The organism is Xanthobacter autotrophicus, from assembly GCF_005871085.1.
In the GTDB taxonomy this organism is placed as follows: domain Bacteria; phylum Pseudomonadota; class Alphaproteobacteria; order Rhizobiales; family Xanthobacteraceae; genus Xanthobacter; species Xanthobacter autotrophicus.
On record NZ_VAUP01000016.1, the window covers coordinates 1 to 23,566 of the forward strand.

Sequence of the window (23,566 nt, forward strand, 5' to 3'; positions counted from 1 at the left end):
CTCCCGCAGGTCCAAAGACAGCGTCCTGGCCATGCATGTCGGCCTCCCTCTCCGACACGAAGCTTGAATCAGAACGCCGCAGATTTGGGAAGCCCAGCCAAATCAAAACGCGAGGAAAACGCTCTAGAGCGAATCCCCGGACTTGCGCAGCGGCACACGGCTCAGCGCATTGCCCGCATCGGTTGCTTTTCGCAGCAGATGCATGAAGGTGCGCTGCTCGGTCGGTGTCAGGCCTGCGAGTATTGCCTTCTGGACATCGGCGACGATGGGCGCGACGGCCTCAAGCAGTGCTTCACCCTCGGCGGTGACATGGAGGCTCTTGGCGCGGCGATCCTGGCTTGAGGTTTCCCTGCGGACCAGCCCCTTCTGCACCAGCCGCTCGACCACGCCACCCAACGTGGCCGCGTCGTAGGCGATCAGGCCTGCGAGCGTCGTCTGGGCCAGGCCGCCATGGTTGCGGATCATCGTCAGCGCCGCAAACTGCACGGGCGTCAGGTCATAGCCAGCCGCTTCGCATCTGCCGATGAAGATCGAGACAGCGATCTGCTGGAGACGACGGATCAGATGCCCCGGCAGGTCGAAAAGTGGTGATTGGTCAGGGCCTTGTGGCGTAGCGTGTCGGGGCGGCATTTGCACTTCTCGATCCACTCTGGGTCCCGGATGGCGCCATCCTAGAGCGCGAACCGATCAAATTGAATCAATTTGATCGGTGAAGCGCCCTCTAACTTATGGATAGAGAACGCGTTATCCGATCAGCGTGCGCTGCAAGCTGATGGGCGCGTGCTCTAGAAACTCCTGCGCTGTTGACAGCACATAATACTAAGTATACTTATTAATTTCCGGAGCCGACCGGTGGAGCTCCGGGCGGAGCAATCAAATAACGATCGCCATCCCATCCGGTCCCCAACGCATGGGCCGGGAACAGGCGCCTACGGCGGGAGGAAAACATGAAGAACACTGCGGCTGCGCATGCCATGGCGCCAGACGACACGCTGGAGCTCCGCCAGCTCTATGCCGATTTCGAGCGCAACCACATCCTGCCGCTCTGGACGCAGCTCGGCGATCTGATGCCGCGCCATCCGAAGCCGAAGGCGGTTCCTCATCTGTGGAAATGGTCCGAACTCTATCCGCTGGCCAGGCGCTCGGGCGATCTCGTGCCGGTGGGCCGCGGCGGCGAGCGCCGGGCGCTCGGCCTCGGCAATCCCGGATTGGGCGGCCATGCCTATATCAGCCCCACCCTGTGGTGTGCCATCCAGTATCTCGGGCCGCGCGAGACCGCGCCGGAACACCGCCATTCGCAGAACGCATTCCGCTTCGTGTGCGAAGGTGAGGGTGTCTGGACCGTGGTCAACGGCGATCCTGTCCGGATGAGCCGCGGCGATTTTCTGCTGACACCCGGCTGGAACTTTCACGGCCACCACAACGATACCGACCAGCCGATGGCCTGGATCGACGGGCTCGACATTCCCTTCGCGCAGATCAACGATGTCGGCTTCTTTGAGTTCGGCGCCGACCGCGTCACCGATTATGCGACCCCGGCTTTCTCGCGTGGCGAGCGGCTGTGGTGCCATCCCGGCCTGCGCCCGCTGTCGGGCCTGCAGAATACCGTCAGTTCGCCCATCGGCGCCTACCGCTGGGCGTTCACCGATCGTGCCCTGACCGAGCAGCTCCTGCTGGAGGAGGAGGGCGTCTCGGCAACCGTCGGCCAGGGGCACGCGGCGATCCGCTATGTCAATCCGACCACTGGCGGCGATGTCATGCCCACCATCCGCGCCGAATTCCACCGCCTGCGCGAAGGCACGCAGACCGCGACGCGGCGGGAAGTGGGTTCCACCGTTTTCCAGGTGTTCGAAGGCCGCGGGGCGGTGATGTTGAACGGCGAGACAAAGGCGCTCGAAAGGGGCGACATCTTTGTCATTCCGTCTTGGATCCCGTGGTCGCTTCAGGCGGAGACCGCGCTCGACCTGTTTCGCTTCTCGGATGCGCCGATCATGGAACGGCTGCATTTCGACCGCGTTCAGGTGGACGGTCGTGAGCCCTGAGGCCGCCCGATCCACACCCTTGGATGCGGCCCGAGATGCGCTGCGTCTTCGCCAGGGGCTGGGCGCGCGCTATGACGCGCCGAATGCGCCGGTCCGCGAGCTTGGGTGGGCACGGCGGGGCGCCGCCTATTTCGCCCTCAAGCTCAACGAACTGGGGGATGCGGATTTGCTCCGGCCCAGTGTGGTGGCGGGCTGGAGCCGCCAGCACGTCGCAGCCTGCGTGGGCTATCACGCCCGGGCGCTGACGCGGCTGACGGAACGGGCGCGGACGGGTGCGGACCTGCATCTGTTTCCCGAGCCGGGCCAGCGCGAGGCGGAGATTGCCGATGGCGGCACGCTGCCGGCCGGCGCCCTCCGCCACCTCGTCACTCATGCGGACATCCATCTCACCGTCGAATGGCGCGATCTCTCGGTCGAGGACTGGGACCGGCCGCTCGATGCCTGGGAGAGCGAACCGGCGACGGTCAGGCAAACGCCCTGGCTGAGGGCCCGGGAAATCTGGCTGCAGGCCGTCAATCTCGGCAATGGCGGAACGTTGCGCGACGCCCCCGCCGACTTTCTGCGCGCGCTGATCGACGAGCGGATCGCCCAATTGAACGCGATTGAGCCGGCGCTTGCCGCGTCCGCCCGCCATGACGGTGGCAGTCGGATCGTCGTGGCGGGCCGGGTGATGGAGGGCCGCCTGCATGACCTTGCCCACTGGCTCTGCGGTTGCGGATCCGGGGCGAAGGCAGGACCCGGCGCGGACGAACAGCAGCGCATCGCCGCCCTGGCTCCGCCGGCGTTGCGGCCGAATGCAGACATTGTTGAAAAGGAAAATTCCCATGCCTGAGACCAAGCACCTGTTTGCCCCTCTGACCTTTCCCACCGTTCCGGTCAAAGGCACGGATGATGTCTATCCGGTGCACCGGATTTTCTGCGTTGGCCGTAATTATGCGGAACACGCCAAGGAAATGGGCGTCGAAGTTGACCGGGAGGCGCCGTTCTATTTTCTCAAGAACCCGCTGGTGCTGGTCCAGTCCGGCGAGACGGTCGCCTATCCCGCAGGCACCGAAAACTATCATTATGAGATGGAATTCGTCATCGCCGTCGGCAAGCCCTTGTTCAAGGCGTCGGCGGACGAGGCGGCCGATGCCGTGTTCGGCTATGCCTGCGGCCTCGACATGACGCGGCGCGACCTGCAGCTGAAGGCGCGCGCCTCCGGCCGTCCCTGGGATCTCGGCAAGGATTTCGAGCGCTCCGCGGTGATCGCTCCCATCGCCCCGGCGGCCGGTTTCGGCGCGGTCGGCCCGCAGCGCATCTGGCTCGATGTCGATGGCGTGCGGAAGCAGGACGCCCATCTTTCCGACCTGATCTGGAGCGTGACCGAGCTGCTGGTACATCTGTCGCATTATTATCACCTCGCCCCCGGTGACCTCATCTATACCGGCACGCCGGCTGGTGTCGGCCCGGTGGTCACGGGCCATGTGATCACCGGCGGCATCGATGGGCTCGATCCGGTCCAGCTGACGATCGGAGCCGCCGAATGATCCTCTACGGCTATTTCCGGTCTTCGGCCGCATGGCGCTGCCGCATCGCCTTCAATCTCAAGGGGTTGGGCTACGAGTTCAGGCCCGTCCATCTGCGGCGCAGGGAGCAAAGGACACCCGACTATCTTGCGCTTAACCCGCAGGGACTGGTGCCGACGCTGGTTGTCGGCGACCTAGTGCTCAATCAGTCGCTTGCCATCATCGAGTGGCTGGACGAGACCTTTCCCGATGTCCGGCTGATCCCCGAGGATCGCGCCCTCAGGGCCAGGGTGCGCGCCTTCGCGCTCGATATCTCAGCGGATACCCATCCGTTGCAGAATGTGCGAGTTCTGAATGACCTCGAACGGCGCTTTGGCGCCGACCAGGCGGTCAAGGACACCTGGTGCGGTGCATGGATAAGGCCGGCGCTGCAAGGCTGCGAGGCGGTCGCCCGGCGGCAGACGCATGGCGGCGCATTCACCTTTGGCGATACGCCCTCCCTCGCCGACATCTGCCTGGTCCCCCAGCTTGCCTCGGCGGATCGGTTCCATGTCGACATATCCGACCTGACACGGCTCGCCGAAATCCGCGCCGCCTGCGAGGCATTGCCGGCATTTGCGGAGGCCGTGCCCGGCCGCCAGCCGGACGCCGAAGCCTGACAACCGCGGTCGCCGGCTGCGGCGACCGCTCGCCACCTGCGCCAAGCCGCATCGATGCCGCCGGACACCGGACGGCAAACGCTATTCCTATGACCGTACACAAGATTGCGGCACCAATTCCGGAGGAACGGACGATGACTGAACAGTTTCCTATCCTGATCGCCGGCGGCGGCATCGGTGGCCTTTCCACCGCCATCGGCCTGGCCCAGCGCGGCCAGACCTCGACCGTGCTCGAACGCGCCCCAAGGCTCGGCGAGATCGGTGCCGGCATCCAGCTCGGTCCCAATGCATTCCATTGTTTCGATGCGCTCGGCATCGGCGAACAGGCCCGCGCCATGGCCGTCTATATCGACAGCCTGCGCTTCATGGATGCGATGACCGCGGAGGAGGTCGCCCGTATTCCGCTCGATGATGTCTTCCGCAAGCGTTACAAGAATCCTTACGGCGTCATCCATCGCGGCGACCTGCACAGCGTCATTCTAAAGGCTTGCAGCGACAATCCTCTGGTTGATCTTCGCACCAGTTCGGAAGTCGTCGACTACGAGCAGGACGAAAACACGGTGACGGCCATTCTCGCCAATGGCGAGCGGGTGAGGGGCCGGATGCTGGTGGGGGCCGATGGCCTGTGGTCGAATGTCCGCAAGCGTGTGGTGGGTAACGTCAAGCCCCGCGTTTCCGGCCACACCACCTATCGCTCGGTCGTTCCGGTCGAGGCGATGCCCGAGGATCTGCGCTGGAATGCCGCCACCCTCTGGGCCGGGCCGAAATGCCACCTGGTCCATTATCCGTTGTCGGGCTGGAAGCTCTTTAACCTCGTCGTCACCTATCACAATGACGCACCGGAGCCGGTGGCCGGCCAGCCGGTCAGCCACGACGAGGTCCGGCGGGGCTTCACCCATATCCATGAAAAGGCACAGAAGATCATCGAGATCGGCAAGGACTGGAAGCTCTGGGTGCTGTGCGACCGGGATCCGGTCGACAATTGGCACGACGGCCGGGTGGTCCTGCTCGGCGATGCCGCCCATCCCATGATGCAGTATTTCGCCCAGGGTGCGTGCATGGCGATGGAGGATGCCGTCTGCCTCGGCGTCGAGCTCGAAGCCGTCACCGGCGATGTTGCACGCGCGATCACATCCTATGTCGGCAAGCGGCATCTCAGAACAGCCCGGGTGCAATTGCAGTCGCGCTGGATCGGCGAGCACATCTATCACCCGGCCGGCGCTCATGCGGAGCTGCGCAACACGATCATGCGCAACAAGACCCCTGAGGAATGGTACCAGAGCGTCGATTGGATCTATGGCGGCATGCAGAACAATGCCGGCGAAATGCACGGTGGCAAGCATATCCCGGCGTAGGTCTCGTATATCGAACCATGGCATCAAGACTTGGTAGCAAGACTTGGCATCAGGATTTGGCAGCCGGAGGATTCTGTCCGGCTTGTTCGGCAGAGGTGGGGCGGGGGATTGCGCCTTCTTCATCGGCCTGTTCGTGCTGGGCCGGCGTCGCAGATCCCGCCCCGTCGCATCAAAAAGAACCTTGCCGCGACGGCACCGATTGACTTCCAAATAATGTTATAGATAATAACAAAAATGGAAATGAGAGAGGGGGAAGGCCCATGGCTGATGCGGCGCCGGCTCAGGTCGCGAACGGGTTCGGTGGGGCGCATCATCGCCACACGGAAGGCCCACTGGTGATCACGCGGGATGGGGACATTCTCATCGTGGGTCTCGATCGGCAGGCCAAGCGCAATGCCATCAATGATTCCACCATCGAGGCGCTGGATGCGTGCTTCTCGTCCATTCCCGACGATGTGCGGGCGGTGGTGATCCACGGCATCGGCCCCAACTTTTCCGCCGGGCTCGATCTTTCGGAAATTTCCGAGCGGGACGTGACCGACGGGGTGTTCCACTCCCGCGCCTGGCACCGCTGCTTCGAGAAGATCGAGTTCGGCCGCGTGCCGGTGGTGGCGGTGCTCAAGGGCGCGGTCATCGGCGGCGGGCTGGAGCTTGCCTGCGCCGCCCACATCCGCGTCGCCGAGCCGTCCGCCTTCTATGCCCTGCCCGAAGGGCAGCGCGGCATCTTCGTGGGCGGCGGTGGATCGGTGCGGTTGCCCAAGCTCATCGGCGTCGCGCGCATGGCGGACATGATGCTGACCGGCCGCTCCTATTCGGCGGCGGAGGGCGTCAGCCTCGGTTTCTCGCAATATCTGGTGGGTGAGGACGAGGGCTTTGCCCATGCGCTCGACCTTGCCCGGCGCATTTGCGGCAACGCCCCGCTTACCAATTTCGCCGTCATCCAGGCCCTGCCGCGCATCGCCGACAGTGATCCGCGCGTGGGCTACCTGATGGAATCCCTCGTTTCCGCCGTCGCCCAGGGCGATCGCGAAGCCAAGACCCGCGTGCGCGCCTTCCTCGAGAAGCGTGCCGCCAAGGTGACCCGCCCGGACTGATCCGGACGGTCCAAGCATCACGCCGGATCAACCGGCAGGATGGCCCGCGCCGGAGAACTGGCGGGGCCGAGGAAACGACGAGGCGTCGCGCCATGGGGCGACGGCAGCCTACGGGAGGGAATGATGCACGCCATGATTCCGCCGAGCGCACCCCTGCGCCTGTTCGGCAAGCTCGACCCTGTGGTGGAGACGCGGCCGGACGGGGTCATCGTGGTCCGTTCGGCCAAGCCTCTGCCCCATTACGCCGCCTCGCTGGTGGACCGGCTGGAGCATTGGGCCAAGGTGACGCCCAAGCGGGTGTTCCTCGCCGAGCGCAGGGCCGGCGGCGGCTGGCGCGAGCTGACCTTTGGTGCCGCCTTCGAGCAGATCCTGCATATCGGCGCGGCACTGCTCGCCCGCGACCTGTCCGAGGACGAGCCGGTGCTCATCCTCTCCGGCAACGGCATCGACCACGCCCTCGTCTCCCTCGCCGGCATGTCGGTGGGCGTGCCCACCTGCCCCATGTCCACGGCCTATTCGCTGGTGTCGCAGGACCTGGGCAAGCTCAGCTATGCCCTCGACCTGCTCACCCCGCGCCTCGTCTTCGCGGCGGAGGGCAGGGCCTATGCCCGCGCGCTGAGGAAGGTGAAGGAGCGCGGCATCGAGATCGTCGTCTCCGACGACAGCGCGGAGGAGCTGGGCGCCACCCCTTTCAGCAGCCTCCTGGAACGCCCCATCTCCTCGGCGGTGGTCTCCGCGCGCACCCAGGTGGGGCCGGATTCCATCGCCAAGTTCCTGCTCACCTCCGGGTCCACGGGCTATCCCAAGGCGGTCACCAACACCCACCGCATGATCTGCGCCAACCAGGCCATGCTGGCGGAGGCCATGGCCTTCCTGAAGGACGAGCCGCCGGTGCTGGTGGACTGGCTGCCCTGGGCCCATACCTTCGGCTCCAACCACAATTTCGGCATCGCCCTCTATAATGGCGGCACCCTCTACATCGACGCCGGCAAGCCCATGCCGAACGGCATCGAGGCGACGGTGCGCAATCTGCGGGAGATCGCGCCCACCATCTATTTCAACGTGCCGAAGGGGTTCGAGGCGCTGTTGCCCTATCTCCAGGCCGACGAGGCGCTGCGGCTGCATTTCTTCTCCCGGCTGAAGCTCATGTTCTATGCCGGGGCGGGACTGTCGAAGCCGGTGTGGGACGCCTATCGCGACCTCTCCATCGACACGGTGGGCCATGCCATCACCATGACCACCTCCCTCGGCGCCACCGAGACCGCCCCCGGCGCACTCATCGGGGTGCGCGAGGTGGACCGGCCGGGCATCGTCGGGGTGCCCCATCGCGGCGTCGAGCTGAAGCTCGTGCCCAATGCCGGCAAGCTGGAGGCGCGCTTGCGCGGCCCCAACATCATGCCCGGCTACTGGCGCCGCCCGGACCTCACCCAGAGCGCGTTCGACGCCGAGGGCTTCTATCTGCTCGGCGATGCGCTGCGGCTTGCCGAACCGAACAATTTCGCCGCCGGCTTCGAGTTCGACGGGCGGGTCTCCGAGGACTTCAAGCTGGCCACCGGCACCTGGGTCAGCGTCGGGCCGTTGCGGGTGGACTTCATCGGCAAGCTCGATCCGCTGGTGAAGGATGCCGTGGTCACCGGCCACGACCGGGACGACATCGGCATGCTGGTGTTCCCGGAGGAGGACGCGGTCCGCGCGCTCGCCCCCCATCTGCCCGCCGATGCGGCGCTGGCCGAGGTGCTGGCCGATCCGGCGGTGCATGACGCCTTCCGGGCGCGGCTCGCCGAGATCGCCAAGGTCTCCACCGGGTCCTCCACCCGGGTGATGCGCCTCGCCCTCCTCGCCGAGCCGCCCTCCATCGACCTCGGCGAGGCCACCGACAAGGGCTCGCTGAACCAGCGCGCCGTGCTCGCCAATCGCGCGAGCGAGGTGGAGGCCCTTTACGCCGCCGAGAGCGCGCCCAACGTGGTGAGGCTCTAGAGCGCGATCCGAGCAAATTGAATCAACTTGCTCGGTGAACCGCCCTCTAAACTTAAGCAAAGAGCACGCATCGATCAGCTTGCATCGCAAGCCGATCGATGCGGCGCAGGCCACTCCCCCGGAGTTTCCGAATCCCCCGACGATCTTGCGGGCGCGCGGCCTTGCCGGCGCCCGATGGTCCGACGCATGCCGCAAGAACACGCAGCAAGAAAGGTCCTTCCATGAGCACGGTTCCCGGCGCGGTCACGCTCAGCTTCGACGACGTCTTCCTCGTGGACGGCGCCCGCACGCCGTTCGTGGACTATAACGGCGCGTTGTCCCAGGTCTCGCCCACCGACCTCGGCATCAAGGCCGGGCGCGAGGCGTTGCGCCGGGCCGGCGTCGACCCGTCCGAGGTCGGCACGGTGGTGGCCGGCAACATGGCGCAGGCCAGCTTCGACGCCTATTTCCTGCCCCGCCACGTGGGCCTTTATTGCGGCGCGCGCACCGAGGTGCCGGCCCATCTCGTTCAGCGCATCTGCGGCACCGGGGTGGAGGTCATCGCCCAGGCCGCCGACGCCCTGTCCCAGAAGCGCGCCGAGGTGGGGCTGTGCGTCGGCACCGAATCCATGAGCCGCAATCCGGTGGCGGCCTACACCCATCGCGGCGGCTTTCGCATGGGCCAGGTGGAGTTCAAGGACTTCCTCTGGGAAAGCCTCCTCGACACCGACTGCGACACCACCATGGGCGGCACGGCGGAGAACCTCGCCCGGGATTTCCAGATCACCCGCGATGAGGTGGACGCCTTCGCCGCGCGCTCCTTCGAGCGGGCGCTCGCCGCCCGCGCCTCAGGCTTCTTCGACGGCGAGATTGTGGCCGTGACCGACGAGACCTTCGAGGCGGACGGCCTGAAGCCCCGCGCCATCAAGCTGAAGGCCAAGGGTGAGGTGGTGAAGGAGGACAGCCATGTGCGGCCCTCGCCCCTGGAGGTGCTGGCCAAGATCCGCCCGGCCTTCGGCGGGGTGCAGACCGGCGGCAATTCCTCCGCCGTGGTGGATGGGGCGGCAAGCGTGGTACTCGCCTCCGGCGGCTGGCTGAAGGCGAAGGGCAGGGCGCCGCTCGCCCGTATCGTCGCCAGCGCAGCCGTGGGGGTGCGGCCCCACATCATGGGGATCGGCCCGGTGCCGGCCATCCGGGCGGTGTGCGCCAAGGCGGGCATCGCCGTCGCCGACGTGGACCGCATCGAGATCAACGAGGCGTTCGGCGCGCAGATCATGGCCTGCGCCCGCGAGCTCGACCTCGACGGGGACCGGCTGAACGTGAACGGCGGCGCCATCGCCATCGGCCATCCCCTGGGCGCCACCGGCGTGCGGCTCGCCCTCACCGTGTCGCGCGAACTGAAGCGATCGGGCCTGCGCTACGGCATCGCCTCGGCCTGCATCGGGGGCGGGCAGGGCATCGCCATGCTGGTCGAAAACCCTGAAGCCGCCTGAGTGGACGCGGGAGCAACAGATGAAGCTTGAACAGACGGCCGCTATCGTCACCGGCGGCGGCTCCGGCCTCGGCCGCGCCACCGCGCAGGCGCTGGCGGCGCGTGGCGCCAGAGTGGCGGTGCTCGACCTCAATGCCGACGCGGCGCGGGAGGTGGCATCCGCCATCGGCGGCATCGCCGCGCCCTGCGACGTGGCCGACCCCGCCTCGGCGGACGCCGCGCTTGCGGTCGCAGCGGCCGCCCACGGGCCGGCGCGTATCCTCGTCAATTGCGCGGGGATCGGCAGCGCGAAGCGCGTGGTGGGCAAGGACGGCCCGCAGCCCCTGGCCGATTTCGAGAAAGTGGTGCGGGTCAATCTCCTCGGCACCTTCAACATGCTGCGCCTCGCCGCTGCCGCCATGACGGCGCTCGACCCGCTGGAGGATGGCGAGCGCGGCGTCGTCGTCTCCACCGCATCGGTGGCGGCGTTCGAGGGGCAGGTGGGGCAGGCGGCCTATGCCGCCTCCAAGGCCGGGATCGTCGGCATGACGCTGCCCATCGCCCGCGAACTGGCCGGCTTCGGCATCAGGGTGAACGTGATTGCCCCCGGCCTGTTCGCCACGCCGCTGCTGAAGACCCTTCCGGAGGAGGTGCAGCGGGCGCTGGGCGCCTCCATCCCGTTCCCCTCCCGCCTCGGCGAGGCGGCGGAGTTCGCCGCCCTCGCCGTGCACATGGTGGAGAACGCGTTCCTCAACGGCGAGACCGTGCGCCTCGACGGCGCGCTGCGCCTGCCCCCCCGCTGAAGGAGGATACAATGCTGGTGAACCGCCGGACCGTGCGCATCGAATGGGGGGATTGCGATGCCGCCAACATCGTCTTCTACCCGCGCTATTTCGCCATGTTCGACGCCTCCACCCATGCCCTGTTCGAGAAGGCGGGCTGGCTGAAGCGGGACCTCATCCGCCAGTTCGACATCGTCGGCTACCCCATGGTGGATACGCGGGCGAAGTTCATGGTGCCGTCCACGTTCGGCGACGACATCGTCATCGAGACCACCATCAGCGCCATCCGCACCTCCAGCTTCGACGTGCTGCACAAGGTGCTGAAGCCGGCGCCGGAGGGCGAGGTGCTCGCCATCGAGGGCTACGAGACCCGCGTCTGGGTCGGCCCGCATCCCGACGATCCCAAGCGGCTGAAGTCCCGCCCGATCCCGCAGGAGGTGATCCGGCGGCTCTCGGAAGGCTGAGCGGCAACACATCCTTTGGCCGGAACACCACCGCAAAGCGGGGCGGCCAGGGCAAATCAAACAGGGGAGGAGACGAGAATGACCTATGCCTTTCGGCGTCCGCTCGCAGGCGCGGCGCTGCTTCTTGCCCTCGGCGGCACCGGTGCACTGGCGGCGGACGATGTGGTGCGCATCGGCGCCTCCATTTCCACCACCGGGCAGGGCGCGGCCCTCGGCATCCCGGAGAAGAACACAATCGACGTGGTGCCCAGGGAGATCGCCGGGCTGAAGCTGGAAATCATCCCGCTCGACGATGCGGGCGACCCCACGGTCGCCACCACCAATGCCCGGCGCCTCGCCACCGAGGACAAGGTGGACGTGCTCATCGGCTCGGCGGTGACGCCGGCCACCCTGGCCGTCGCCAACGTGGCGGCGGAGGTGCAGGTGCCGCATTTCGCGCTCAGCCCCATTCCTTTCCAGCCCGGCAAGGAGAAATGGAGCTTCTCCATGCCGCAGCCCGTGTCCCTGATGGCCAAGGGCATCTATGAGGACATGCTCAAGCGCAAGGTGAAGCGGGTGGCTCTCATCGGCTTCTCCGACAGCTGGGGCGACCTCTGGGTGAAGGAGTTCAAGGCCAATGGCGAGCCGCTCGGCCTTTCCATGGTCGCCGACGAGCGCTATGCCCGCGCCGACACGTCCGTGGCCGGGCAGACGCTGAAGCTCCTCGCCCAGAAGCCGGATGCGGTGCTGGTCGCCGCCTCCGGCACGGCCGCCGCCCTGCCGGTCATCGCGCTGCGCGAGCGTGGCTACAAGGGCCCCATCTACCAGACCCACGGGGCGGTGACGCGCGACTTCATCCGCATCGCTGGCAAGGCCGCGGAGGGGGTGATCTTCACTTCGGGGCCGGTGGTGGCCGCCGCCGAGCAGCCGGAGGCAAGTGCCACCAAGGCGCCCGGTATGGCCTATACCAAGGCCTATGAAGCGAAGTTCGGCGAGGGCACCGTCACCCAGTTCGGCGCCCATATGTACGACGTGTTCCAGCTGCTGGAGCGGGTGCTGCCTGTCGCGCTCAAGACCGCGCGGCCCGGCACGCCCGAATTCCGTGCCGCCCTGCGCGATGCGCTGGAAAGCGAGAAGGAGCTGAAGGCGAGCCAGGGCGTCTACAATTACACCCCCACCAACCATTACGGCGTGGACGACCGCGCCCGAATCCTGATCACCGTCAAGGACGGCAAGTGGGTTCTGGTCGAGTGAGGTGGGGGCCGCGCGCTCCTAGAGCATTCCCCCGTTTCACTGAATCGGGGGAATGCTCTAGGTTCTTGAGTTTAGGCGTTTTCTTTGCGCGAGCCGGTATCCACTTCGCTCGAAAACGCTCTAAACGAGGTTCATGAAAAAGGGCTCCCGGAGGCGATCCGGGAGCCCTTTCCATTTGCTCCGGCCATTTGTTCCAGCCATGTGCTCCGGCAGCGTCAGCCGACGCCGGCGAGGGCACGGTAGTCGGCGGGATCGCGGCGGGTGGAGAGGACCTGCCCGGCAAGGCCCTCCGCCTCGGCGGCGATGTCTTCCGCATAGATGCGCGCGAGCCGGATCCAGTCGGCTTCCCTTGTCCCCGCCGCCGCGGCGCCGCGCGACAGCAGCGCCCCGCCCAGGGCGAGGCCGAACAGGCGCAGGTAGGTTTGCGCCACCAGCAGCTTCGCGGCTTCGCCGGTGGTGGGTGACAGCAAATGGGCGGTGGCGGCTTCGAGCGCGGTGAGCGCCTCCGCCAGGATCGCCGCCGAGGGGCCGACGCGGTTCTCTGCCCGCGCCACGTCCGCCCGGCTTTCGGCGATCAGGCGCGCCACCTCGGTCCCGCCCTCGCGGGGGATCTTGCGCATCACGAGGTCGATGGCCTGGATGGCGTTGGTGCCTTCATAGATGGGCGCAATGCGGATGTCGCGCAGCAGCTGGGCGGCGCCGGTCTCCTCCACGAAGCCCATGCCGCCATGGACCTGGATGCCGAGGGAGGCCACCTCGCAGCCGATGTCGGTGCAGAATGCCTTCACCACCGGCGTGAGCAGGCTGGCGCGCGCGTCGCCGGCATCGCCACCGTCAATGGCGGCGGCCGCCGCATAGGCGATGGCCCGGGCCGCGGTGGTCAGCGCCTTCATGCGGGCGAGCGTCTTCGCAAGGTCCGGATGGGCGGCGATGGGCGCTGCGCCGTCAAAGCCGGCCGCGCGTCCCTGCCGGCGGTCCAGCGCATAGGCGGCCGCCTTCTGGGTCGCCTTCTCCGCGATGGCGACGCCCTGGAGGCCGGTGGCGAGGCGGGCCTTGTTCATCATGGTGAACATGCAGGCGAGGCCCTTGTTCTCCTCCCCCACCAGCCAGCCGATGGCGCCGCCGCCATCGCCGAACACCATGGTGCAAGTGGGCGAGCCGCGAATGCCGAGCTTGTGCTCGATGCCGGCGCAGCGCAGGTCGTTTTCCGCCCCCAGCGTCCCGTCCGCCGCCACGAAGCGCTCCGGGACAAGGAACAGGGAGATGCCCTTCACCCCGGCCGGGGCGTCGGGCAGGCGGGCCAGGACCAGGTGGATGATGTTCGCCGCGAGGTCGTGGGCGCCGAAGGTGATGAAGATCTTCGAGCCGGTGATGCGATAGCGTCCCTCGCCGAGGGGCTCGGCGCGGGTGCGCAGGAGGCCGAGGTCCGAGCCCGCCTGCGGCTCGGTGAGGTTCATGGTGCCGGTCCATTCGCCCGAGACGAGCCTGGGCAGATAGAGCGCCTTCAGCGCGTCCGAGGCATGGGCCTCGATGGCGTCCGCCGCGCCCTGCGACAGCACCGGCAGGGTGGAGAGCGCCATGCAGGACGAGGTGAACATCTCCATGGCGGCGGTGCCCACCGACATGGGAAGGCCGGAGCCGCCGTATGCCTCCGGCTGGGCGACGGCGTTCCAGCCGCCGGCGATCCAGTCCGCATAGGCCTCCCTGAAGCCGGGCGGGGTGGTGACGCGGCCGTCCTCCCATCGCGCGCCAATCAGGTCCGAGGTGCGGTCGAGGGGGGCGATGCGCTCGGCGCAGAAGCGGCCCGCTTCCTCCAGTATGGCGGAGAGTTCGTCTGCAGGCAGGGGCGGCGGGCTGCCGGGGGGCACCGCAACCTGGGCCAGGGTGAACAGGATCTCGTCGATCGGCGGACGATAGGTCATGGCGCCCTCGTGGGGGGGGGGGTCGGAAGGATCAGTGGAAGCCGAGATAGCTCTCGATCACCCGCTCATCGCGGGCGAGCACGGCGGCGGGTCCGGACAGGGTCACCGTGCCGAGCTCCATCACATGGGCGACGTCGGCGGCGGCGAGCGCCGCGCGCGCATTCTGCTCCACCAGCAGGATGGAGACGCCGGACGCGCGCAGGTCGGCGATGATGCGGAAGATGTCGGCGACGATGCGCGGGGCCAGCCCGAGGCTGGGCTCGTCGAGCATCAGCAGCTTCGGGCGGCCCATGAGGGCGCGGCCCATGGCCAGCATCTGCCGCTCGCCGCCGGACATGGTGCCGGCGAGCTGGCGTCGTCGCTCTTTGAGGCGGGGAAAGCGGTCATAGACCTCGGCGAGGGTGTCGCGGGCCACGGCGCGGGCCACGCGGAAGCCGCCCAGCACCAGATTGTCCTCCACGCTCATGGTGGAGAACAACTCGCGCCGCTCGGGCACGAGGCTGAGGCCGAGGGCGACGCGTTCCTCCACGGCAAGGCGGCCCACGTCGCGACCGAGGAAGGTCATGGTGCCGGCAGCCAGCGGCAGCGCCCCCATGGTGGCGTTCAGCAGGGTGGACTTGCCGGCCCCGTTGGCGCCGATGACGGTGACGATCTCGCCCGCGCCGACGCGCAGGGAGGCGCCTTCCACCGCGCGCACCTTGCCATAGGCGATGGAGGCGCCCGCGATGTCGAGAAGCACCGTGGCCTCCACGGCGCCGGGGCGGATGCCGGGCTCGACGCTCATGCCACACCTCCGAGATAGGCTTCGAGGACCTGGGGGTTGGTCTTGATGGCTGCGGGCGGGCCCTCGGCGATCTTGGTGCCGAAGTCGAGCACCACGATGTGGTCGGTCAGCCCCATCACGAAGCCCATGTCGTGCTCCACCAGCAGCACGCTCATGCCCTGGGCGCGCAGGCTGCGCAGCAGCGCGGCGAGCGCTTCCTTCTCCTTGTGGCGCAGGCCGGCGGCCGGCTCGTCGAGCAGCAGCAGCACCGGGTCGAGGGCCAGCGCCCGGGCGATCTCCACCACCCGCTGCTGGCCGAGGGCGAGACTGCCGGCCGGCTTCAGCATGTGCTCGGCGAGGCCCACGCGCTCGATCTGCCGGCGTGCCTCCCCCAGAAGGCGGGCCTCGTCGCGCCGGTCGAGGCGGAGCATGGAGGCGAGGACGCCGGCATGGCCGCGCAGGTGGGCGCCCAGCGCCACGTTTTCGAGCACGCTCATCTCGGGATTGAGCTTCACGTGCTGGAAGGTCCGGGCGATGCCGAGCCGCGCGATCTCCTGCGGCGGGGCGCCGGTGATGTCCATGCCCTCGAAGCGCACCGCGCCGGTGGTGAGGCGGGTGACGCCGGTGATGAGGTTGAAGGTGGTGCTCTTGCCGGCCCCGTTCGGGCCGATGAGGGCGACGATCTCGCCGCGCCCCACGGCGAAGGACACGGCGTTCACGGCGGTGAGGCCGCCATATTTCTTCACCGCGCCGTCGAGCACCAGCAGCTTTTCGGACGGTGCCGCGGAGGCGCCGCGCCGCGCCAGGGCCGGGGCATCGGGGGGCACGGGCCGCCCGCGCGCCGGCCACAGGGCGGCGATGTGGGGCCACACGCCCTCCCGCGCCACCTGAAGCAACCCCACCAGCAGGATGCCGAACACCACGGCCTCCAGCTGCACGCCATGGCCGAAGACCTGCGGCAGCACGCGCTGGAGCGCTTCCTTCAGCACGGTGACAAGGCCGGCGCCCACCACCGCGCCGAAGATCTGCCCGGCGCCACCCAGCACCGCCATGAACAGGTATTCGATGCCGGCATTGATGCCGAACGGGGTCTGGGTGACGGTGCGCGTCACATGGGCGTAGAGCCAGCCGGAGAGGCCGGCAAGGAGCGCGGCATAGACGAACACCACGAGCTTCATGCGCGCTGCGTCGATGCCGAAGGATTCGCCTGCCAGCTGTCCGCGCCGCAGGGCCCGTATCGCGCGGCCGACGCGGCTGTCGAGCAGGTGCATGGTGAGGATCGCCGCGCCGATCACCAGGCCCCAGATGAGGTAATGCACCGTGCGCGGGTCGGTTAGGTCATGGCCGGCGATGGAGAAGGGCGGGATGCCGGAAATGCCGTCGTGGCGGCCGAGGATGTCGAGGGTGCCGAACAGGTAATAGAGGCTGATGCCCCAGGCCAGGGTGCCGAGCGGCAGGAAGTGTCCCGACAGGCGCACGGTGAGAAGGCCGAGCACCACCGCCGCGCTGCCCGCCACCAGCAGGGCCACCGGCAGGGTGGCCCAGGGCGACCAGCCGTAGGTGGTGGTGAGCACCGCCGTGGTGTAGGCGCCGAAACCGCAGAAGGCGGCCTGCCCGAACGAGGTCATGCCGCCCACGCCGGTGAGCAGGACGAGCCCGAGGGCGACCAGCGCGGCAAGGCCTATATTGCCGATCAGGGTGATGGCGAAAAGCGGCACGCCGGGGACAAGCGGCAGCACCGCCATGATTGCCGCGAACACGGCGATGGCGATGCAGGGTTCGAGCGGCGGCAGCTTCAGCCGGCCGCGCGGGATGCTGCGTTGATCTTCGGTCTGCGGCCCGCCGGCGGTGGTCGGTGGCAGCGCGGCTTCGGAGCGTGCGGTCATCGGCGCCTCGGAGCGGAGGGGTTGGGCATGGGTCGCGGCGGGAGGGGAGGTCACGGGCTCAGTCCTCCTCTTCCACATGGGGCTGGGTGAGGGAGCGCCACACCAGCACCGGGATGATCAGCATGAAGACGATGACCTCCTTCAGGTCCGAGGCGACGAAGGAGGAGAAGGCCTCGACGATCCCCACCGCGAGGGCGGCGACGGCGGTGAGCGGATAGCTCGCCAGCGCACCCACGATGGCGGCCACGAACCCCTTGAGCCCGATGAGGAAGCCGGTGTCGTAATAGATGGTGGTCACCGGCGCGATCAGGATGCCGGAGAGCGCGCCCACGAGCGCGGCGAGGCCGAAGGCGAGGGCGCCGGCGAAGGTGGTGCGGATGCCCACCAGACGCGCGCCGAGGCGGTTGACCGCGGTGGCCTTCAGCGCCTTGCCCCACAAGGTCCGCTCGAAGAAGAACCAGAGCGCGCCGATGGCAAGCAGCGTGACCGCGTAGATGACGAGGCTCTGCCCGCTCACCAGCAGGGGGCCGAGTTCCAGCGTTAGCTCCGACAGGCTCGGCGCCCGCACCCCCTCGGCACCGAAGAAGACGAGCCCGAGCCCGACAAGGGCGAGATGCACGCCCACGGCGGTGATGAGCAGGGCCAGGATGGAGGCCGAGGCGATGGGCTGGAACGCCACCCGGTAGATGTAGGGGCCGAGCGGCGTGACGAGGGCGAGGGTGAGCAGGATGTGCACGCCGGGTCCGAAGCCCGCCCCGGCCACGCCATAGGTGACGGCAAGGAGGGCCGCCGGCAGGGCGAGGGTGAGGCCGGCGCTGCGGGTGAGTTTCCTCGCGTCGATCCCGGTGCTAAGCGATGCGGCGAGATCGAAGGCGAAGGCGAGCGCGCCGAAGGCCAGGGTGAGCCACACGGTGCCCGGCAGCCGGCCCGCCTCCAGAAGCGCATAGGTGAGCGCGCCGAAGGCGACCAGCTCGCCTTGGGGAATGAAGATGACGCGGGTGACCGCGAAGATGAGGACGATGGCAATGCCGAGCAAAGCGTAGACCGCTCCGTTCGTGATACCGTCCTGCAGCAGGAAAAGCAGAATCGTGCCGTCCACGGATGCGTGTCTCCCCCTCCAGCCGGCTCCGTCCAGGGTGTTGGGCCTGAACGGTGAAACCGGCTCCGACGTTATGAAAAGAGAACGTTTTGCCGATCATATTGCGGGGCAATTCGATCGGAGCGTGCTCTTGCGTCCTGCCGCACGGATGCGTTCGCCCGAAAGGGCGTCGGATCTGGCGGCGACTTTTCGGGACGCGGACGTCCCTCCCGGCTGGTTCTTGTTTAATTGATATGGATCATAACAATATTTGCGAGGGTCGGCAAGACGGCCGAAACCTGCAAAATGGACAGGACGGCTTTGGCCGTCCGAGGGAAAATGACGGTCTTGGCCGTCACCGCTTCCGCGACCGGGAGGGCAAGAGTACGCGCCGATCAGCTTGCATTGGAAGCTCGTCGGGCAACGCGTTCTCTTTCATGATTTTTGAGTGCGAAGGGCGAACGATGGGTGCTGAAGACGACCTGACACCGGCCCAGAAGACATTGGCCCAGAGGAAACAGGCGCAGAAGACAACGTCCGCCAACGGCACGCCGGCGCGGCGCGGGCGCAAGCCGGCGCGCGCGGTGGAGCCGGACGACGCGGACGAGGGGATCGAAGCCTCCGACCTCGACCTCACGGGCCTCACGAGCGTCGTCGGCTACACCCTGCGGCGGGCGCAGATGGCGGTGTTCGAGGATTTCAGCGCCCGTTTCGCGACCCTCGATCTGACGCCCGCGCAATATTCCGTGCTGCTGGTGATCAGCGACAATCCCGGCCGCAAGCAGTCGGAGATCGCGCGGGTGCTCGGCATCCAGCGCACCAATTTCGTCGTCATGCTCGACCAGCTGGAGAAGCGCGGGCTCGCCGAGCGCACGCGCTCGGCCACCGACGCGCGCTCCCACGCGGTGTTCCTGACCAAGGCGGGAACCGCGCTCCTCGGCAAGGCGCGCAAGCTCCAGGCGGCACAGGAAGAGGATTTCGCCAGCCTCCTGGGTCCCGGAGGACGCGACACGCTGGTGGCGCTGCTGCGGAAGGTGGCGCGGATCGACTGAACCCAATGGTCCGCGAGCGGAGGTCGTCAGGCGGTGGGCCCGGTCAGGGTTTCACCAGAGGGCAACCGCCCTCGCTCATGGGGCGGAACACCTCGGCCGCGGGCAGGGTGGCCAGGGGCTTGTAATAGTCCCACGGACCCTTGCTCTCCTCCGGCGCCTTCACCTCGTAGAGGGTGAGGTCGTAGAGCACCCGGCCGTCGGGGCGGATGGAGCCGGAATGGCCGAAATAGTCCACCGGCAATTGCCGCATCTGCGCATTGACCCGCGCCGCGTCGTCGGTGCCGCTGGCGGCCACCGCCTTCAGGTAGTGGGTCACGGCCGCGTAGCCCGAAGCCTGCTCCTTGGTGGGCATGCGGCCGGTCTTCTCGAAGAAGCGCCGGGCGAACGCGCGCGACGCGTCGTTCTGGTCCCAGTAGAAGCCGGTGGAGACCAGGAGCCCCTTGGCGAGCTTGAGGCCGAGGGCGTGGATATCCGAGATGAAGACGAGGAAGCCCGCGAGCTTCTGCCCGCTGTCCACGATGCCGAATTCCGCCGCCTGCTTGATGGCGTTGCCGGTATCGCCGCCCACATTGGCGAGCCCGATCACCTGCGCCCCGGATGCCTGGGCCTGCAGCAGGAAGGAGGAGAAATCGGACGTGGCGAAGGGATGGCGCACGCTGCCGAGCACCTTGCCGCCGCTGGTATTGATGGCGGAGGCGGCGTCGCGTTCCATGGCATGGCCGAAGGCGTAGTCCGCCGTGAGGAAGAACCAGGTCTTGCCGCCGGCCCGGGTCACCGCGCGGGCGGTGCCGTTGGCGAGGGCATAGGTGTCGTCGGCCCAGTGGATGGAATAGGGCGAGCAGGCCTTGCCCGTGAGGTCGGAGGTGGCGCCGCCGGCGATCAGGGCGGTCTTCTTCTTGTCCCGCGCGATTTCCTGCGCGGCGAGGGCGACGGAGCTGGTGGGCAGGCCCGTCACCGCATCGACGCCCTCCCGGTCGAACCACTGGCGCAGGATGGCGCCGGCCACGTCCGGCTTGTTCTGGTGGTCGGCGGAGACGATTTCGATCCTCTTGCCCGCGACCGTGCCGCCGAAGTCGTCGGCGGCCATCTGCACGGCAAGCACCGCGCCCTTGCCGCCGATGTCGGCAAACTGGCCTGACAGATCATTGAGCACGCCGATCCTGACCGCATCGTCGGAAATCTGCGCGCGGGCAGGCCCGGGCGCAGCCATTGCGGCCGCGATGAGGGCGGCTGCCCCGGCGCATCGGATGGATGATCTGCGCATGGTGTCCTCCCTGGTGCCCACGCCGATCAGGGTGCGCCGCAACGTGACCGGCCGGGGTGGTCCCTCATGATGCATTTGATAGCGTCCCACCGTTCGGACTGGGCCCAGTCCGAACGGATCCGGCTCCGGTGCCGGAGCGGCGCTGAGGGTGGTTTCGTCACACGTCGAAGAAGACCGTCTCGTTCTCACCCTGCAGGTGGATATCGAAGCGATAGGTGACAACGCCGTCCTCGGTGCCGCGCTCGCCCACCAGCGTCGTGCGGCGTCCGGCATGCTCGATGGATTTCAGCATCGGGTCGGCGGCGTTCGCCTCCGCCTCGTCGGAGAAATACATGCGGGTGTGCAGGTGGATGTTGATGCCGCGCGCGAAGATGAGCAGGCAGACGTGGGGCGCCTGGGTACGCCCGTCGCGCCAGGGCAGGGCGCCCGGCTTGACGGTCTCGAAGCTGAACGCGCCGGTGGCGAAATCCGCGGCGGCGCGGCCGAAGCCGGGGAAGTCCGGATTGTCATGGCGGCCGGCCGCGTCCGCCTGCCAGAGTTCCAGAAGGGCGTCCTTCACCGGATGGCCCGCTCCGTCCCACACCACGCCGGTGATGCGGATGCGCTCGCCCGGCACGCTGCCGGAGGCGAGCACGGAGAGGTTCTCCTGGCTGCGCACCGGAAGCCCGGCCACCGCCGGCAGGGTGCCGATATGGACATAGGGACCGGCGGTCTGGGACGGGGTCTCCTTCAGATAGGCGACCGGCATCAGTTGCCCTCCCTCTTGTTCTCGAAAAATGTCTGGCGCCGCCCGCGCAGCACGATGTCGAAGCGATAGGCCAGGGCGTCGAACGGCATCTGCTGGCCCATGTCGAGGCGCGCCACCAGCCGGTCGACGGCTGCCGGGTCGGGGATGGTGTTGACGATCGGGCAAAGCGGGATCAGCGGATCGCCCTCGAAATAGAGCTGGGAGATCAGGCGCTGCACGAAGGCTTCGCCGAAGATGGAGAAGTGGATGTGCGCGGGGCGCCAGTCCGAGCCGTCATTGCGCCAGGGATAGGGGCCGGGGCGGATGGTGCGGAAGAAATAACGGCCCTCCGCGTTCGTCAGGCAGCGCCCGGTGCCGCCGAAATTGGGATCGAGCGGGGCGAGGTAGCTGTCGTTCTTGTGGCGGTAGCGGCCGCCCGCATTGGCCTGCCAGACCTCGATCAGGGTGTTGGGCACGGGCCGTGCGTACTCGTCCAGAACCCGGCCGTGAACCACGATGCGTTCGCCGATGGCCTCGCCGCCCTGGGAAAAGTTGCGGATCAGGTCATTGTCGAGCGGGTCGAGCCCGCCGCGCGGGACGAAGATGGGCCCGGCCTTCTCGCCCACGCCCTGCTCCACCGACACCAGCGCGCAGCGGGGCGCGCGCAGCACGCTCGTCTTGTAGCCAGGGGTGAAGGCGGGCGGATGCGATTTCCGGTCCCTGCGGTTGAAGTCACCTGTTTCAGCCATGGTTTCCTCCATGTTGTTTGGTGTCGTCTTGTTCTTTGCCGTCCTCGAGACCGGCATAGACGTCCTTGGCGATCCTGAAAGCACTGTTGGCAGCCGGGACGCCGGCATAGACGGCGACATGCATCAGCGCCTCCGCCACATCCGCCATGCTGGCGCCGGTGTTGCGCGTGGCGCGCACGTGCATGGCCACTTCCTCGTCGTGGCCGAGCGCCGCGAGCAGCGCGATGGTGATCAGCGAGCGCTCGCGGCGGGTGAGGCCCGGCCGCGACCACACCGAGCCCCAGGCCCCTTCGGTGATGAAGGTCTGGAATCCGTCATCGAAGGCGTTCGTGCGCGCCGCGGCTGCGTCCACGTGGCCGTCGCCCAGCACGGCGCGGCGGGTGGCATCGCCGGCGGTCCAGCGGTCGGAACGTTCTGGTGCGGACGGCAATGGACATCTCCGTTTCTGGGCAGTCGATCCGGAAGGTGCGCTGTGGGCGGCGCGGGTGGGTCGCGATCGCGCCGCGCTTGGTTCGCAACGGAGATTTCCATATGAGTTTCGATATGAAAAATGATATTTCTGTTCCTATACATGCCGTTTATGGTATGAAATTGCGCCATGATCGATGCCCGCATCAAGCTGCGCCATATAGCCTGTTTCCTGGAGGTGGCCGCGCGTTCCGGCTTCGGTCGTGCTGCGGAGGCGCTCCATCTCACCCAGCCCGCAGTCTCCCGGGCCATCGCCGAGCTTGAGGATATTCTCGGCGTGCCGCTGTTCGAGCGCGGGCGCGGCGGTGCCGTGCTCACGGGGGAGGGGGTGGCCTTCCGCGCCCATGCGGGTGCCGCCTTCGCCGAATTGGGGCGGGGGATCGACACGTTGCGGCAGGTCGGCGGGGGCGTTGGCGCCCTCGTGGTCGGTGTATTGCCCACGGTCGCCGCCCGCATCATGCCCAAGGCGGTCCAGCGGGCGAAGGCAGCGGGGCTCGCTGCGTCCATCGTCATCGAGGCGGGTCCCAACGGCTGGCTCATCGACCAGCTGAAGCAGGGCGGGCTCGACCTGGTGGTGGGCCGGCTCGCCGAGCCACAGGTGATGATGGGCCTGGCCTTCGAGCACCTGTATTCCGAGCCCATCGTGTTCGTGGTCCGCCCCGGCCATCCTGCCGCCACGGGGCGGCCTGTGCGGCTGGAGGACATTGCCCACCACACCCTGATCATGCCGGCACGGGGCTCCATCATCCGCCCGGAGATCGACCGTCTGTTCATCCAGGAGGGCATCGGCCGCATCGATGACCGGATCGAGGCGGTGGAGCCCCAATTCTCGCGCGCCTATGTGCGGGCGAGCGACGCCGTGTGGATCATTTCCCATGGTGTCGTCGCCGGCGATCTCGATGAGGGAACCCTGGTCCGCCTGCCATTGTCCACGTCCGTATCGGGTGGCCCGGTGGGTCTCACCACCCGCGCGGGCCATGCACCGACGTCGGCGGCGGAGCAGCTCGTGCGGGCGGTGCGCGAGGTCGCGCGCGGGCTCTGAAAGCGGATATCTGAGAGCGGATCGACAATAAGTCGCGCGGCCTGCGCTCTT

General features: G+C 67.7%; 22 protein-coding genes. 13 read left to right on the top strand and 9 right to left on the bottom strand.

All coding sequences use genetic code 11. The features are described from left to right. Positions 1-123 precede the first annotated feature (123 nt). Positions 124-630: a MarR family winged helix-turn-helix transcriptional regulator gene (locus tag FBQ73_RS08365; protein ID WP_138399080.1), complete on the bottom strand. Its 507-nt coding sequence runs from the start codon at positions 628-630 to the stop codon at positions 124-126. Between the two features lie 317 nt (positions 631-947). Here FBQ73_RS08365 and FBQ73_RS08370 point away from each other — a divergent pair, with 317 nt between their 5' ends. The 11 genes from FBQ73_RS08370 (at position 948) to FBQ73_RS08420 (ending at position 12,564) form a co-directional block, all read left to right on the top strand. Beyond that, complete coding sequence (locus FBQ73_RS08370; RefSeq protein ID WP_138399046.1) at positions 948-2,042, top strand: cupin domain-containing protein; 1,095 nt, start codon at positions 948-950, stop codon at positions 2,040-2,042. Then, on the top strand, positions 2,032-2,874 hold the full coding sequence (locus tag FBQ73_RS08375; protein ID WP_170218810.1) for a maleylpyruvate isomerase N-terminal domain-containing protein: 843 nt from the start codon (positions 2,032-2,034) through the stop codon (positions 2,872-2,874). The genes FBQ73_RS08370 and FBQ73_RS08375 overlap by 11 nt, the downstream gene beginning before the upstream one ends. Beyond that, the gene (locus FBQ73_RS08380) at positions 2,867-3,571 is read left to right on the top strand and encodes a fumarylacetoacetate hydrolase family protein (RefSeq protein ID WP_138399048.1); all 705 of its coding nucleotides are present in this window, start codon (positions 2,867-2,869) and stop codon (positions 3,569-3,571) included. The genes FBQ73_RS08375 and FBQ73_RS08380 overlap by 8 nt, the downstream gene beginning before the upstream one ends. Then, positions 3,568-4,209, top strand: coding sequence for a maleylacetoacetate isomerase (gene maiA / locus FBQ73_RS08385; protein WP_138399049.1), 642 nt, complete (start codon positions 3,568-3,570; stop codon positions 4,207-4,209). The genes FBQ73_RS08380 and maiA overlap by 4 nt, the downstream gene beginning before the upstream one ends. 134 nt (positions 4,210-4,343) lie before the next feature. Further along, positions 4,344-5,564 carry a 3-hydroxybenzoate 6-monooxygenase gene (locus tag FBQ73_RS08390; protein ID WP_138399050.1) on the top strand — a complete coding sequence of 407 codons (1,221 nt, stop codon included), beginning with the start codon at positions 4,344-4,346 and terminating at the stop codon, positions 5,562-5,564. Between the two features lie 260 nt (positions 5,565-5,824). Next, on the top strand, positions 5,825-6,658 hold the full coding sequence (locus tag FBQ73_RS08395; protein ID WP_138399051.1) for a crotonase/enoyl-CoA hydratase family protein: 834 nt from the start codon (positions 5,825-5,827) through the stop codon (positions 6,656-6,658). A gap of 123 nt (positions 6,659-6,781) precedes the next feature. Then, positions 6,782-8,635, top strand: coding sequence for a feruloyl-CoA synthase (locus tag FBQ73_RS08400; protein WP_246089627.1), 1,854 nt, complete (start codon positions 6,782-6,784; stop codon positions 8,633-8,635). A 221-nt stretch (positions 8,636-8,856) separates the two neighbouring features. Further along, complete coding sequence (locus FBQ73_RS08405) at positions 8,857-10,107, top strand: thiolase family protein (RefSeq protein WP_138399053.1); 1,251 nt, start codon at positions 8,857-8,859, stop codon at positions 10,105-10,107. Positions 10,108-10,126: 19 nt separating this feature from the next. Beyond that, positions 10,127-10,888 carry an SDR family NAD(P)-dependent oxidoreductase gene (locus FBQ73_RS08410; RefSeq protein ID WP_138399054.1) on the top strand — a complete coding sequence of 254 codons (762 nt, stop codon included), beginning with the start codon at positions 10,127-10,129 and terminating at the stop codon, positions 10,886-10,888. 11 nt (positions 10,889-10,899) lie between these two features. Next, positions 10,900-11,331, top strand: a complete 432-nt coding sequence (locus tag FBQ73_RS08415) for an acyl-CoA thioesterase (protein ID WP_138399055.1) — start codon at positions 10,900-10,902, stop codon at positions 11,329-11,331. 78 nt (positions 11,332-11,409) lie between these two features. After that, positions 11,410-12,564, top strand: coding sequence for an ABC transporter substrate-binding protein (locus FBQ73_RS08420; protein ID WP_138399056.1), 1,155 nt, complete (start codon positions 11,410-11,412; stop codon positions 12,562-12,564). Positions 12,565-12,779: 215 nt separating this feature from the next. Here the strand turns inward: FBQ73_RS08420 and FBQ73_RS08425 are convergent, their stop codons facing one another. The 4 genes from FBQ73_RS08425 to FBQ73_RS08440 form a co-directional block, all read right to left on the bottom strand. After that, positions 12,780-14,486, bottom strand: a complete 1,707-nt coding sequence (locus FBQ73_RS08425; protein ID WP_138399057.1) for an acyl-CoA dehydrogenase family protein — start codon at positions 14,484-14,486, stop codon at positions 12,780-12,782. 31 nt (positions 14,487-14,517) lie between these two features. Continuing rightward, positions 14,518-15,270 carry an ABC transporter ATP-binding protein gene (locus tag FBQ73_RS08430; RefSeq protein ID WP_138399058.1) on the bottom strand — a complete coding sequence of 251 codons (753 nt, stop codon included), beginning with the start codon at positions 15,268-15,270 and terminating at the stop codon, positions 14,518-14,520. Next, positions 15,267-16,994 (bottom strand): branched-chain amino acid ABC transporter ATP-binding protein/permease, encoded by a 1,728-nt coding sequence (locus FBQ73_RS08435; protein ID WP_246089628.1) that lies wholly within the window; start codon positions 16,992-16,994, stop codon positions 15,267-15,269. The genes FBQ73_RS08430 and FBQ73_RS08435 overlap by 4 nt, the downstream gene beginning before the upstream one ends. A 199-nt stretch (positions 16,995-17,193) precedes the next feature. Further along, positions 17,194-18,234, bottom strand: coding sequence for a branched-chain amino acid ABC transporter permease (locus FBQ73_RS08440; protein WP_138399060.1), 1,041 nt, complete (start codon positions 18,232-18,234; stop codon positions 17,194-17,196). A 443-nt stretch (positions 18,235-18,677) separates the two neighbouring features. Between FBQ73_RS08440 and FBQ73_RS08445 the strand changes: the two genes are divergently transcribed. Then, complete coding sequence (locus tag FBQ73_RS08445) at positions 18,678-19,265, top strand: MarR family winged helix-turn-helix transcriptional regulator (RefSeq protein ID WP_138399061.1); 588 nt, start codon at positions 18,678-18,680, stop codon at positions 19,263-19,265. Between the two features lie 43 nt (positions 19,266-19,308). On the opposite strand, the gene FBQ73_RS08450 is transcribed toward FBQ73_RS08445, so the two are convergent. The 4 genes from FBQ73_RS08450 to pcaC form a co-directional block, all read right to left on the bottom strand. Further along, positions 19,309-20,529, bottom strand: coding sequence for an ABC transporter substrate-binding protein (locus FBQ73_RS08450; protein WP_138399062.1), 1,221 nt, complete (start codon positions 20,527-20,529; stop codon positions 19,309-19,311). Positions 20,530-20,686: 157 nt separating this feature from the next. After that, complete coding sequence (pcaG, locus tag FBQ73_RS08455) at positions 20,687-21,277, bottom strand: protocatechuate 3,4-dioxygenase subunit alpha (RefSeq protein WP_138399063.1); 591 nt, start codon at positions 21,275-21,277, stop codon at positions 20,687-20,689. Continuing rightward, positions 21,277-22,005, bottom strand: a complete 729-nt coding sequence (gene pcaH, locus FBQ73_RS08460; protein ID WP_138399064.1) for a protocatechuate 3,4-dioxygenase subunit beta — start codon at positions 22,003-22,005, stop codon at positions 21,277-21,279. The genes pcaG and pcaH overlap by 1 nt, the downstream gene beginning before the upstream one ends. After that, entirely contained in the window at positions 21,998-22,435 is a 438-nt protein-coding gene (pcaC, locus tag FBQ73_RS08465; protein WP_138399065.1) for a 4-carboxymuconolactone decarboxylase, read from the bottom strand. The genes pcaH and pcaC overlap by 8 nt, the downstream gene beginning before the upstream one ends. Before the next feature lie 168 nt (positions 22,436-22,603). Here pcaC and pcaQ point away from each other — a divergent pair, with 168 nt between their 5' ends. After that, positions 22,604-23,515 (top strand): pca operon transcription factor PcaQ, encoded by a 912-nt coding sequence (gene pcaQ, locus FBQ73_RS08470; RefSeq protein WP_138399066.1) that lies wholly within the window; start codon positions 22,604-22,606, stop codon positions 23,513-23,515. Positions 23,516-23,566: the final 51 nt, after the last annotated feature.